Below are 13,354 nucleotides of genomic sequence, written 5' to 3' on the forward strand. Positions count from 1 at the left end.
ACTGCCACTATTAAAAATAAAAAATATAGGAGAAAAAATGAGGTTTGTAATTACAAAAAATATCATTGAAAATGTAATATCGTCAATGCAACCTTTTTTAGAAAAAAAAGATGCTAGTTCTATAACATCACATATATATCTAGAAATAACAAATGGTAAACTAATTTTAAAAGCAACAGATTATGAAATTGGTTTAGAATCATACATAGATAATATAAATGATACTGTAGATGGTAAAGCTACAACTAATGGTTCTAATTTACTTGGTATTATTAAAAGATTAAAAAATGAAGATATAATATTTGAAGTAGCCAATAACAATATAATCATAAAACAAAACAAAGCAACTTTTAAATTACCAATGTACGATGCGAATGAATATCCAACTTTAACTAAGTCAGAAAATTTAAAGAAATTAGATATATCAACATTAAATTTTATAAATTCAATAAGAAAAATTACACCTGCAATTGATAATAACAATCCTAAATTTGAATTAAATGGTGCATTAATAGATATTAAAAATTCTAAAATAAATTTTGTTTCAACTGATACAAGAAGATTAGCAATTTCATATTTAGAAAACATACATAATCAAGAATCACAATTTATAATTCCTAAAAAAGCTATTATAGAAATTCAAAAACTATTTTTAGATGAAGCTACTATAAATTACGATGATACAAATTTAGTAGTATCAAATGATAAAATGACTTTCTTTACAAAATTAATAAATGGAAAATATCCAGATTATGAAAGAATTATTCCACAAAGTTTAAAATATAATTTAACATTACCAAAAAATGTATTAGTAGAATCAATAAAATTAGTAACTTCTTTATTTTCAAATATTAAAATTTCATTTAATCAAGATGGAATAATTTTTGAATCATTAGATGAAGATACAGAATCAAAAACACAAATAGATATGAATTTAGATATAGATAACAATTTTTATTTAGCAGTAAATGCAAGATACTTATTAGATTTTTTAAGTATGACTAATAATGAAAATATAACTGTAGGTTTCAATGATTCAAACTTACCATTTTATTTAGAAGATGATAAATTTTATACAATTGTAATGCCAATTGTTTTAGAAAAATAGAAAGAAATAAGGAATTTACCAATGAGTAATGAATATAGCGCCGGCAATATTAAAGTTTTAAAAGGTCTTGAAGCTGTTAGAAAAAGACCAGGTATGTATATTGGTGACACTAGTGTTAATGGTTTACATCACTGTGTTTATGAAGTAGTAGACAATTCAATTGATGAAGCAATGGCAGGATATTGTGACACAATTAAAGTAACAATTACTAAAAATGGTTCTTGTCTTATTTCAGATAATGCAAGAGGTATTCCAACAGGTATTCATCCAACTGAAAAAATTTCTGCAGCAACTGTTGCTTTAACTGTATTACATGCAGGTGGAAAATTTGATAAAGATACTTATAAAGTTTCAGGTGGACTTCATGGTGTTGGTGTTTCTGTTGTAAATGCATTATCTAGTGATTTACATATGACAATTTATCAAAATAAAGAAGTTCATTATCAAGAATTCAAAATTGGTATTCCAGTAGAACCACTAAAAGTTATTGATACTTGTAGAAAAACAGGTACTACAATAGAATTTTGGCCAGATGCAACAATTTTTGAAACAACAGATTTTCAATTTGATATTTTAGCAAAGAGATTTAGAGAAGTTGCATATTTAAATCCTAATATTTCAATTGAATTAAAAGATGAAAGAATAAATAAAAAAGAAATATATCATTTTGAAGGTGGATTAGCACAATTTGCAGAAGATTTAAATAAAGATACTGCAATTACAGAGGCTGTTTCGTTTAACGTAAAAGAAGAAGATGTTGAAGCAGATTTTGCTGTTTTATATAACACAACATATACAGAAAAAACTCTTTCTTTTGTAAATAATATTAGAACAATTGATGGTGGAACACATGAAGCTGGTTTTAAAGCAGGACTAACAAGAGCAATTGTAAAATACGTAAATGAAAATGCAGCAGCAAGAGAAAAAGATACTAAAATTACTGGTGATGATGTAAGAGAAGGTCTTATTGCTATTGTTTCAGTAAAAGTTCCAGAACCTCAGTTTGAAGGTCAAACAAAAGGTAAACTTGGGTCTTCTTATGTAAAACCTATTTGTCAAAAAGTTACTTATGAATCTTTAGTTAAGCATTTTGAAGAAAATCCAGTTCAAGCAAAAGCTATTATGGATAAAGCTTTAATGGCTGCACGTGGACGAGAAGCTGCTAAAAAAGCAAGAGATTTAACTAGAAAAAAAGATGCAATGACAGTTGGAACTCTTCCTGGTAAATTAGCAGAATGTCAAAGTAAAGATCCTGCTATTAGAGAATTATACCTAGTAGAAGGGGATTCAGCGGGTGGTTCTGCAAAACAAGGTAGAGATAGAGTTTATCAAGCAATTTTACCACTTAAGGGTAAAATTTTAAATGTTGAAAAATCAAGATTAGATAAAATTTTAAAATCTGATGAGATTAGAAATATGATTACTGCAATTGGTTGTGGAATCGGTGAAGATTTTAATGCAGAAAAAGTAAGATATCATAAAATCATTATTATGACCGATGCCGATGTTGATGGATCTCATATCCAGACTTTACTGTTAACATTCTTCTTTAGATTCTTAAGACCAATTGTTGATAGTGGATATCTATTTATTGCTCAACCACCATTATACCGATATAAAAAAGGTAAAAATGAAACATATTTAAAAGATGATACTGCACTTTCTAATTTCTTAATTGAAAATGGTTTAGAGTCATTTTCGTTTGAAGGTCTTGGATACAATGATTTAGTTGATTTATTTAAAACTGTTTCAAGATATAGGGGTATGTTATCTCAATTAGAAAAGAGATACTCTTTAGCTGAAGTATTAAAACACCTAATTGAAAATCCTGATTTAGTAAGCTTAGGATTTGATGACTTATTTGAAGTTGTTAAATCATTTCTTAATGAAAAAGGTTACAATATTTTATCAAAAACTATTACAGATAGTAAAATACAGCTGTTTGTACAAACAAACGAGGGTCTAGAAGAGCTAATCATTGATGATGAACTATTTGCTTCACCTTACTTCTGTGAGGCTACATACATCTATAGTAAGCTTATAGAAAGAGATGTATCAATGTTTAACGGTCGAGATTTAATTGAAATTCTTGAAGAAATTGAAGGATTAGCAAAAAAAGGTGCTTATATTCAAAGATATAAAGGTCTTGGGGAAATGAATCCTGAACAATTATGGGAAACTACAATGACTCCTGAAGCTAGAAGACTTTTACGTGTTACTGTTGATGATGCTGAAGTTGCATCTGATACATTTACATTATTTATGGGTGATGAAGTAGAACCTCGAAGAAATTATATTGAAGAACACGCAAAAGACGTTGAACATCTTGATGTTTAATATTTTTTTGTAGTAAATAAATATAGCTTTTAAGCTATATTTATTTATTTTCTAAAGAAGCTACAATTTCTGTATGTGAGAAAATTTGTCCTCTTTTTCTTAGTATATTATTTACAATATGATAACCATGATTTAAAGCAATTGCAATTGAACCACCAGATTTCATAGCTATATCACCAGCTACATAGACACTTTTTGCTGTAGTTTCATGGTGTTCATTAAAAATTGGTTTAGCATTTTCATCTACTTCAACACCACATGATTTTAAGAAATCAACAGGTGTAGTTCCACCAATTGCATAAATAATTCTATCATATAGAACACTAAATCCATCGTTATAATTTACTTGAATTTTTCCTACATTATTTTCAAGAGATAAAATATCTGTATTCATTCTAAGTCGTAATTTTTCTTCCCCATGATATTTAGTTAAAATCTCTTCATTTGTTTCATTAAGTCTTGAAAATTTTTCTTTTCTATAAACCATCGTTACATTATTATTGTGAGATGCTAGTTCATAAGCATATTCAGCAGCAGAATTTCCACCACCAACAACTAATACTTTTTCATTTGATGAACATTTATCAAGGTTAAAGTTAACAAGACCTTTTATAGATGGTGGTATTTTATAAGAAGGCTTATTAGGTTTACCCATTTTACCAATTGTAATAGCAGCATTATGTGCTTTAATAAGACCAACAGAAGTATATATATATAATAATTCACCATTTCGTACAATTTTTTCTACTTCTGTATTAAATGAGGAATCTATTTTCTCACTATCTAGTAAATTATCAAAATAATCAAGTGTAGTTTCTTTTGTTCCATCAAAGAAATGAACATTTCCTTGTAATACAGATACTTGACCTTTATAATCTTTATCAACTCTTTTATTATCTTTATAAAATTTTCTTATAGTATTTGAATGATTATCTGATTTTTCAATTAATAAAATTTCTCCTAGTTTATGTGCTGAAGCCTCTATAGCACAGCCTATTCCACCAGGTCCACCTCCAATAATTACAATGTCATATATTTTATTTTTCATACTTTCCCACTTTTTTTATATTTCTAAATCTACACGATTATACTAAAATTTCAGTATTTATATACTTAGTAATATCTGTAAGTAACATTTAGATAAAATTGCTTTAGTTAATACTAAAAAAAGGTTATAAAAAATATGGAAATGAAATATGGTGAGAAAGAAATAAGAGAGTTTGATATAAATAATGAAGAAAATTTTTGGCCTAATAAAAATAAGAAAAATTATATTATAGATATTGAATTACCAGAATTTATGGCAAAATGTCCAAGAAGTGGATATCCAGATTTTGCAACAATTAAGGTTCAATATACTCCTGATGAAAAAGTTATAGAACTAAAAGCTATTAAAATTTATATAAATACTTTTATGTATAGAGAAGTTTCTCATGAAAATTCTGCAAATGAAATATTTGATACATTATATGAAAAATTAAATCCAAAATGGTTAAAAGTAGTTGCTGATTTTAAACCAAGAGGTAATGTTCATACTGTAATTGAAATAGATTCTGCAAAGTTATAGGTTATTTCCTTGGAAAGATTAGTTACTACATCTCAAGCAGCCGAGATTCTTGGGCTTTCTTTACAAGGAATACACTATAGAATTAAAAAAAATCAGTTAAAATCAATCAAAAAATCTGGAAAGATTTTTGTATATATTACTGATGAAATGGAAAAAGAATCCATAACTCATGTGGAAAATAAAAAAGCAAGTATTAATACAAATACAAATATTAATGATAAAAATACGTCAATTATTGAGGTAAAAAATGAGCAAATTTTATTATTAAGAAAATCTTTAAAATGGATGAAAAAACAATATATTTCTGAGATTAATAGATTAGAAAAAAATCAAGAGAATGTAATGGATGTACTAAAATCTGAAATAAAATTACTTCAAAGTGCATTTAATGAAATGCGTTCTATTTATAAACCTCAAATAGCAGAATTACAAAAAAATACAACTACTCAAAAAAATGATAAAACAGAATTTATTTCATTAAAAGATTTTTCAATATTGATGAAAAGAAATCATAAATCACAAAATGATATAAAATTAATTATTTTAACAGCTATAAAAAATAATGATAGAAGATTTATTTATAATAAAAAAGATAAAAAACTTTTAATAGTAAAGTCAGATTTTAAAGATTTATTATAAAAATTAGTATTTATACAGAAAAAAGTGCAAAAAAAAAGAGTACTTAAAAAGTACTCTTCTCCAGATACCCAAACACACCACTAAGAAAGGTGCCTTGCTATGTTCCCATCCTGGGGCTTTGTCTTTAATAATGATTGTAAAGGTCTAAAGAAGAGCACTCAAAATATCAAAATATTCTCAGTGCTTTTCTTTTGGAAGAGTATTCTATCTAAAAAATCTTAAATTTATTATAAATTAATACTAAAAGTTAAAATTATATGTATAATACATTTTTAATTGAAAGTCGAGAATATTTTATGAACAAAAAAAATAGCATAGTTGGAATACTGTCATTAACATTTGCAATGTTTATATGGGCTAGTTCTTTTATTGCTTTGAAAACTGCAATGGTTGATTTAGAGCCTTATACTGTAATATTTTTACGTATGTTTACTGCATCTTTATGCTTTGTTTATTTTATTAAAGATTTTATCAAATATGATTTTTCAAGAAGTGATATTAAGTATATTATTTTATTGGCTTTTTTTGAACCTTGTTTATATTTTATATTTGAAGCAAAAGCGATACAACTTACAACAGCTTCGCAAGTTGGGATGATTACATCTTTAATGCCTATAATTACAGCAATGGCAGCGGGATATTTTTTAAAAGAAATAATTTCAAAACAACTTGTAATTGGTTCACTAATTGCACTTAGTGGCGCTGTATGGTTAAGTTTACAAGCTGTATCAAGTGTAAATGCTCCAAACCCTTTATTAGGGAATTTTTATGAACTTCTTGCAATGGTTTGTGGTGCAGGATATACAATAGTTGCTAGATATTTATCTGATAAATATTCAGCTTTATTTATAACTGCTATTCAAGTATTTATAGGAGCAATATTTTTCTTTCCTTTTTCCCTTTATGAGTATAGTACAAATGATTTAAATCTTACAACAAACGCAATTTTATGTGTACTTTATTTAGGTGTAATTGTTACACTTGGTGGATATGGTTTATATAATTATGCTTTAACAAAAATCGAAGCTTCAAAAGCTGCAGTTTTTATATATTTGATTCCTGTATTTACTTTAATTTTGGCATATTTTATTTTAAATGAAAAGCTTAGTATTATAGAGTTTATCGCTTGTGGTACAATATTATTTGGTGTATTTATTTCTGAAACACCATTAAAAAAGATAGTGAAATTTATTAGAAGAAAATAGTTGGTATATTTTTTACTTTTTTTATCAGCTTTTATCTCTGCTACTTTACTTCCTTTTGGAAGTGAAGCTTTATTAATTTATGATATTAATGAAGGTTATAATATTTATATACTTCTAATTGTTGCAACTTTTGGAAACTCTTTAGGTTCAGTTCTAAACTATTTTTTAGGTTTAAAAGGAGAAGAGTTTCTAATAAGGAAAAAGTTACTTAAAGATAGTTCTATTTTAAAAACAAAAAATTATTTTGATAAATATGGTGGTTTTTGTATTTTATTCTCTTGGTTACCTATTATTGGGGATCCTATCACTTTTATAGCAGGAGTTTTGAAGTACAATTTAAAGAGATTTATTCTTTTAGTTGTACTTGCGAAGTTTTTAAGATATCTTTTTATTACACTTATTATTCTGTAAAAAAAGTATGAATATCATCATTTTTTGATTTGATTTTATATGTAATATTTTTAAATGTAAACTCTAAATAATTTGCATGAAGCCATAATCTATGACTTCCTGTCTCTTTTTCTCTTTTGTCTTTTTCTAGAGTTTTATTTAAATAATCTTCTGCAATTTCATCAGCAATTCCATAAATTGGGTCACCTACAATTCTATGGCCAATTGAATATAAATGAACTCTAATTTGATGCTGTCTTCCTGTAAGTGGAATAGCTTCAATTAGTGTAATATTTTTTTCTTTATTATATTTAATAGGTTTGATAATAGTACAAGATTTTTTACCACTTTCCCCTGCTTTCATTCTTACACCAATATTTAAACCTTCTTTTTCTAGGGATGAATCTATTGTAATTTCATTTTTAATTTTTCCCTCAACAAGGGCTAAATATGATTTGTGATATTTCTTTTCTTCAAACATATCTTTTAAAGTTTTTTCACTTTTTTTATTTTTCCCTACGATTACAAGACCTGAAGTTTCAGCATCAATTCTATGTATTAAATTTGCATTTTCTCCAAAATGAAATCTAATTTCATCTAAAAGTGAGTATGGTGTACTTTTTGAAATGGGATGAACCATTAGGTGTGTTGGTTTATCAAAAATAGCGAACTCTTCAAGTTCCAATAGAGGTTTAAGCCCTCTTGAAATACCTTCAAATACTGCCATATTAATGTATTCAGTTGGAATTTTATCTCCTGGCTTTAGTGTATTTAGATTTTCATCAAATACTCTACCTCGAGCCGCGTATCTTTGGGCATTACGATGATTAACTTTCAAGTCTTGCAGTAAGAATAAACTTAGTTTTTTATCTTTTATAGCTTTGATTTTTTTTAAAACGAAGGGCAATGTTATATCCTGAAATAGTTTATTAAATAGTTTAAATTTTATTTTGCTTTTTGTCTTATTTAGATAGTATATCATACTTAAATAAATACTAATTTTTTATAAAATACTCAAAACATTGATTATAAGGGATGTACAGATGGTTGAAAGATACGCAAGAGAAGAGATGAGTTCAAAATGGACTCAAAAAGCAAGATATGCAGCATGGCTTGAAGTTGAGAAAGCAGCAGTAAAAGCTTGGAATAAAATTGGATTGATTCCTGATGAAGATTGTAAAAAGATTGTTAAAAATGCAACTTTTTCAGTTAAGAGAATCGAAGAAATAGAAGCTGTTACAAGACATGATTTAATTGCTTTTAATACAAGTGTTTCAGAATCTCTTGGAGAAGAATCAAGATGGTTTCACTATGGTATGACATCTTCAGATGCAGTTGATACTGGTGTTGCACTTCAAATGAGAGATTCATTAAAGTTAATTATCAAAGATGTTAAAATGCTTATGAAATCAATTAAGAAAAGAGCAAAAGAGCATAAATATACTTTAATGGTAGGAAGATCTCACGGTATTCACGGTGAACCTATTACTTTTGGTTTAACTTTGGCTGTTTGGTATGATGAAATGAAAAGACATCTTAAAAACCTAAAAGAAACACTAAAAGTTATATCTGTTGGTCAAATTTCTGGTGCAATGGGTAACTTTGCTCACGCTCCTTTAGAACTTGAAGAATATGCGATGAAAGAATTAGGATTAAAACCTGAACCTTGTTCAAATCAAGTAATTCATAGAGATAGATATGCAAGACTTGCTACTGCACTAGCATTAATGTCTTCAAGTATTGAAAAATTTGCTGTTCAAGTAAGACATTTACAAAGAACAGAAGTTTACGAGTGTGAAGAGTTTTTTGCAAAAGGTCAAAAAGGATCTTCAGCAATGCCACATAAAAGAAATCCTATTTTAACTGAAAATATTACAGGATTAGCAAGAACTATTAGATCATTTGCAGCACCTGCAATGGAAAATGTTGCTTTATGGCACGAAAGAGATATCTCTCACTCATCAAATGAAAGATTTTGGTTACCAGATGCATTTATTACAGCTGATTTTATGCTTTACAGAATGAACAATGTAATCGCAAACTTAACAGTAATGCCTGAAAATATGATGAAAAACTTAAATTTAACTGGTGGATTAGTATTTTCTCAAAGAGTATTATTAGAATTACCACTTAAAGGTGTTTCAAGAGAAGATGCATACAGAATTGTTCAAAGAAATGCTATGAAAGTTTGGCAAGAAATACAACAAGGTAAACCTTCGACAAATAAAAAAGGAGAATCTTTATATTTACAATATTTATTAGGTGATGAAGAATTAAGAAATTCATTGTCAGAAAAACAAATTAGAGAGTGCTTTAACTTTGAATATTATACTAAAAATGTTAGTGCAATTTTCAAAAGAGTATTTAAATAAAGGTAATTAAATAATGGCAATTATGATTCAAAAAAGAAATGGTCGTAAAGAAGTTTTAGATATTACTAAAATTCAAAAGATGACTATTGATGCAACAGCGGATTTAGATGGAGTAAGTCAGAGTGAATTAGAACTTGATGCTCAAATTAAATTCATTGACGGAATGGGAAGCGCTGATATTCAAGATGCACTTATAAAAACAGCTGTTGAAAAAATAGATATAGATGTTCCAAACTGGACATTTACAGCTGCTAGACTATTTATATTTGATTTATATCATAGAGTTGGAAAAGTAACTCATGGCATAAAAGGTGAACCATATTGTCATTTTAAAGATTATTTACAATATGGAAAAGATGCAGGAAGACTTCTTCCTAATCTTGGTGATGGTTTTGATTTAGATGATTTAAATGATTATATCAAACCTGAACGGGATTACTTATTCAATTATCTTGGAATTAAAACTTTATACGATAGATATTTAGTTAAAAATAAAAAAGGTGACCCTATTGAGTTACCACAGCAAATGTTTATGGCAATTGCAATATTTTTAGCGCAAGATGAAGAAGATAAACAGCAAAGAGCAAAAGAGTTCTATGATGTAGTTTCAAAATTTGAAGTAATGTTAGCAACTCCAACTTTATCAAATGCAAGAACAAATAGACATCAATTATCATCTTGTTATATTGGTTCAACTCCTGATAATATCGAGGGTATTTTTGATTCTTATCATGAAATGGCACTATTATCTAAATATGGTGGTGGTATTGGTTGGGATTGGAATCAAGTAAGAGCCTTAGGTGGTGTTATAGATGACCATAAAAGTGCTGCAGGTGGAACAGTTCCTTTTCTTAAAATTACAAATGATGTAGCTTTAGCAGTTGACCAATTAGGTACTAGAAAAGGTGCAATCGCTGTTTATCTTGAGCCTTGGCATATGGATATAGTTGATTTTATTGATTTAAAGAAAAACTCAGGAGAAGAAAGACGTAGAGCACATGATTTATTCCCTGCTTTATGGATTACAGACCTTTTTATGGAAAGAGTTTTAGAAGATTCTTACTGGACTTTATTTGATCCTTATGAAGTAAAAGATTTATCAGAACTTCATGGTGATGCTTTTAAAGCTAGATATATAGCTTATGAAACAGATGAAACTATTACAAAAGATAGAATGAAAGCAAAAGATTTATGGAAAAAGATTTTAACATCTTATTTTGAATCAGGTTCGCCATTCCTTTGTTTTAAAGATAATGCAAACAGAGCAAATCCAAATAGTCATGTTGGACATATTAGAAGTTCAAACCTTTGTACAGAGATTTTTCAAAATACAAATCCAAACCATTATAAAATCAAAATAGAGTTTAATGATGGTTCAATCTTAACTTATGAAGAAGAAGAGTTAGTAAAAGTTGATGCAGGAATTGAGAAAAAAGCAAATAAAATAACTGCATTAGATTCAATTAATGGTAAAAAAATATTTATTGTTGAAAAACATAAAATAGATGGAGATACAGCTGTATGTAACTTAGCATCAGTAAACTTATCTAGAATAAATACAAGAGAAGATATTGAAAGAGTTGTTCCAATTGCTATTAGAATGCTTGATAATGTAATTGACCTTAATTTTTATCCATTAAGAAAAGTAAAAGCAACAAACTTAAAATCTAGATCAATAGGTCTTGGTGTTATGGGTGAAGCTGAAATGCTAGCAGAGCATAAATTAGCATGGGGTTCTGATGAACACTTTAAAAAGATTGATACTATAATGGAAGCAATTTCATATAATGCAATCTCTTCTTCATCAAAATTAGGTGCAGAAAAAGGTGTTTATCCAACATTTGAAGGTTCAAAATGGAGTCAAGGTATTATGCCTCACGACCATGCACCACAAGCTGTAAATGCACTTGTAAATAGAGATCTTTTTGATTCAGCTTATAATTGGGATGTTTTAAGAGAAGAAGTTAAAGTAAATGGTATGAGAAATGGTTACCTAATGGCAGTTGCACCTACATCTTCAATTTCAATTCTTGTTGGTACTACACAAGCAATTGAGCCTGTATATAAAAGAAAATGGTATGAAGAAAACTTATCTGGATTAATTCCTGTTGTTGTTCCAAAATTATCTCCTGAAACATGGTCTTATTATACACCTGCTTTTGAAATTGATCAATTACAAGTAATTAAAGCAGCAGCTATTAGACAAAAATGGATTGACCAAGGTCAAAGTACAAATATTTTTATGTCTTTAGATAAAGCAAGTGGTAGATATTTACATGAAATTTATACATTAGCTTGGAAACTTGGATTAAAATCTACATATTACCTAAGAAGTCAATCTCCTGAAGCTAATAATGATGTAGAAGATAGAAGTATGGAATGTTCTGGTTGTCAATAAGATTAATTCCATATATAAATAAAAAAATGAATAAAATATAAGAGAGAATCCATGGATAGAAAAGTAATATACAACCCAGATTCAAAAGAGAGTTTAAACGATCGAAGAATCTTTGGTGGGAATAGTGATGGAATGATTAACTTCACTAAAATGAAATACCAATGGGCATTAAATCTTTGGGATACTATGGAAGCAAACACATGGTTTCCTAAAGAAGTACAAATGACAGCAGATGCAAAAGATTATAAGTATCTTTCTGATCCTGAAAAAAGAATGTATGATTTAGTTTTATCTCAATTAATTTTTATGGATTCGTTACAAACAAATAATTTAATGGATAATATTAATCCATATATTACAGCACCTGAAGTTAATGCTTGTCTTTCTAGACAAGCATATGAAGAGGCAAATCATTCTAAATCATATGCTGTAATGGTTGAATCTATTTCTGATAATACTGATGAAATTTATGATATGTGGAAAAATGATTTACAACTTAGAGAAAAGAATAATTATATTTCTGATGTGTATAAAAATCTTTCTGGTAATATCACAGATGAAAAAATTGTACTTGCACTTTTTGCAAATCAGATTTTAGAAGGTTTATACTTCTACGCTGGTTTTGCAGCTATTTATGCTCTTGGGAAATCAGGAAAAATGCTAGGTTCTTCTCAAATGATTAGATTTATTCAAAGAGATGAAGTTACACATTTATTATTATTCCAAAATATGATTAACTCTGTTAGAAAAGAAAGACCAGATTTATTCACAAAAGAACTTGAAGAAAAAGTTCGAGTAATGTTTAGAAAAGCAGTTGAATTAGAAGCTTCTTGGGGTTCATATATCACTCAAGGTCAAGTTTTAGGATTTACAGATGCGATTATCAAACAATATATTCAATACCTTGCAGATAAAAGACTAGATGCAGTTGGATATAAACCAGAATATAATGTAAAACACCCTATTCCTTGGGTTGATGGATATGCATCATTTAATGATCAAAGAGCAAACTTCTTCGAATCGAATGTAGTGAATTATAGTAAAGGTTCTATTGATTTTGATGATTTTTAAAAGTAGGTAAATTTGACCGAAAGGTCATAAAACTAATATACCGATTTAAATTCTTGAGAAGTTAAACCAATATATTTCTTTGTCATGACTGAAATTATATCTTACAACTTCTTCAAGATTTATTAATCAAAAATTACTATAGTTATGTATTAAGTATTACTTTTTTATAAGGATAAAGCATGCTATAAAAAAGGAGATAAATTGAGAAAGAAGTTAAAAAGAAAAGATATTTTTATCATATTTCAAATTATACTGGCTATGCTTGAA

The 13,354-nt window shown here is 27.8% G+C and carries 11 protein-coding genes; 9 read left to right on the forward strand and 2 right to left on the reverse strand.

The features are described from left to right. Window positions 1–37: 37 nt before the first annotated feature. Both dnaN and gyrB read left to right on the forward strand, forming a co-directional pair. Window positions 38–1,108 carry a DNA polymerase III subunit beta gene (gene dnaN, locus D9T19_RS11835; RefSeq protein ID WP_121628449.1) on the forward strand — a complete coding sequence of 357 codons (1,071 nt, stop codon included), beginning with the start codon at window positions 38–40 and terminating at the stop codon, window positions 1,106–1,108. Between the two features lie 21 nt (window positions 1,109–1,129). After that, window positions 1,130–3,445 (forward strand): DNA topoisomerase (ATP-hydrolyzing) subunit B, encoded by a 2,316-nt coding sequence (gyrB, locus tag D9T19_RS11840; protein WP_121628450.1) that lies wholly within the window; start codon window positions 1,130–1,132, stop codon window positions 3,443–3,445. 40 nt (window positions 3,446–3,485) lie between these two features. Here the strand turns inward: gyrB and D9T19_RS11845 are convergent, their stop codons facing one another. Then, entirely contained in the window at window positions 3,486–4,493 is a 1,008-nt protein-coding gene (locus D9T19_RS11845; protein ID WP_121628451.1) for an NAD(P)-binding domain-containing protein, read from the reverse strand. A 141-nt stretch (window positions 4,494–4,634) separates the two neighbouring features. Between D9T19_RS11845 and queF the strand changes: the two genes are divergently transcribed. The 4 genes from queF (at window position 4,635) to D9T19_RS11865 (ending at window position 7,267) form a co-directional block, all read left to right on the forward strand. Next, window positions 4,635–5,012, forward strand: coding sequence for a preQ(1) synthase (queF, locus tag D9T19_RS11850; RefSeq protein ID WP_162984579.1), 378 nt, complete (start codon window positions 4,635–4,637; stop codon window positions 5,010–5,012). 9 nt (window positions 5,013–5,021) lie between these two features. Next, a complete protein-coding gene (locus D9T19_RS11855) occupies window positions 5,022–5,651 on the forward strand; it encodes a helix-turn-helix domain-containing protein (RefSeq protein WP_121628453.1) in 630 nt (209 codons plus the stop codon). 296 nt (window positions 5,652–5,947) lie between these two features. Next, window positions 5,948–6,856: a DMT family transporter gene (locus D9T19_RS11860; RefSeq protein ID WP_121628479.1), complete on the forward strand. Its 909-nt coding sequence runs from the start codon at window positions 5,948–5,950 to the stop codon at window positions 6,854–6,856. Then, the gene (locus D9T19_RS11865; protein WP_121628454.1) at window positions 6,857–7,267 is read left to right on the forward strand and encodes a YqaA family protein; all 411 of its coding nucleotides are present in this window, start codon (window positions 6,857–6,859) and stop codon (window positions 7,265–7,267) included. It abuts the gene before it with no gap. Here the strand turns inward: D9T19_RS11865 and D9T19_RS11870 are convergent. Continuing rightward, the gene (locus D9T19_RS11870) at window positions 7,257–8,153 is read right to left on the reverse strand and encodes an RluA family pseudouridine synthase (RefSeq protein WP_121628455.1); all 897 of its coding nucleotides are present in this window, start codon (window positions 8,151–8,153) and stop codon (window positions 7,257–7,259) included. The genes D9T19_RS11865 and D9T19_RS11870 overlap by 11 nt on opposite strands. Before the next feature lie 136 nt (window positions 8,154–8,289). Here D9T19_RS11870 and purB point away from each other — a divergent pair, with 136 nt between their 5' ends. Genes purB through D9T19_RS11885 form a run of 3 tightly spaced genes read left to right on the forward strand, consistent with a single transcriptional unit; the run spans window position 8,290 to window position 13,087 of the window. Then, window positions 8,290–9,618, forward strand: coding sequence for an adenylosuccinate lyase (gene purB, locus D9T19_RS11875; protein WP_121628456.1), 1,329 nt, complete (start codon window positions 8,290–8,292; stop codon window positions 9,616–9,618). Window positions 9,619–9,631: 13 nt separating this feature from the next. Continuing rightward, complete coding sequence (locus D9T19_RS11880; RefSeq protein ID WP_121628457.1) at window positions 9,632–12,016, forward strand: ribonucleoside-diphosphate reductase subunit alpha; 2,385 nt, start codon at window positions 9,632–9,634, stop codon at window positions 12,014–12,016. A gap of 51 nt (window positions 12,017–12,067) precedes the next feature. Then, window positions 12,068–13,087, forward strand: coding sequence for a ribonucleotide-diphosphate reductase subunit beta (locus tag D9T19_RS11885; RefSeq protein WP_121628458.1), 1,020 nt, complete (start codon window positions 12,068–12,070; stop codon window positions 13,085–13,087). Window positions 13,088–13,354 lie beyond the last annotated feature (267 nt).

This window comes from Poseidonibacter antarcticus (assembly GCF_003667345.1).
GTDB classification, from domain to species: domain Bacteria; phylum Campylobacterota; class Campylobacteria; order Campylobacterales; family Arcobacteraceae; genus Poseidonibacter; species Poseidonibacter antarcticus.

What these genes read in the sequence shown, in the direction of transcription:
- dnaN (WP_121628449.1), top strand. Translation starts at nt 38, where the DNA reads ATGAGGTTTGTAATTACAAAAAATATCATTGAAAATGTAATATCGTCA.
- gyrB (WP_121628450.1), top strand. Translation starts at nt 1,130, where the DNA reads ATGAGTAATGAATATAGCGCCGGCAATATTAAAGTTTTAAAAGGTCTT.
- D9T19_RS11845 (WP_121628451.1), bottom strand. Translation starts at nt 4,493, where the DNA reads ATGAAAAATAAAATATATGACATTGTAATTATTGGAGGTGGACCTGGT.
- queF (WP_162984579.1), top strand. Translation starts at nt 4,635, where the DNA reads ATGAAATATGGTGAGAAAGAAATAAGAGAGTTTGATATAAATAATGAA.
- D9T19_RS11860 (WP_121628479.1), top strand. Translation starts at nt 5,948, where the DNA reads ATGAACAAAAAAAATAGCATAGTTGGAATACTGTCATTAACATTTGCA.
- purB (WP_121628456.1), top strand. Translation starts at nt 8,290, where the DNA reads ATGGTTGAAAGATACGCAAGAGAAGAGATGAGTTCAAAATGGACTCAA.
- D9T19_RS11880 (WP_121628457.1), top strand. Translation starts at nt 9,632, where the DNA reads ATGGCAATTATGATTCAAAAAAGAAATGGTCGTAAAGAAGTTTTAGAT.
- D9T19_RS11885 (WP_121628458.1), top strand. Translation starts at nt 12,068, where the DNA reads ATGGATAGAAAAGTAATATACAACCCAGATTCAAAAGAGAGTTTAAAC.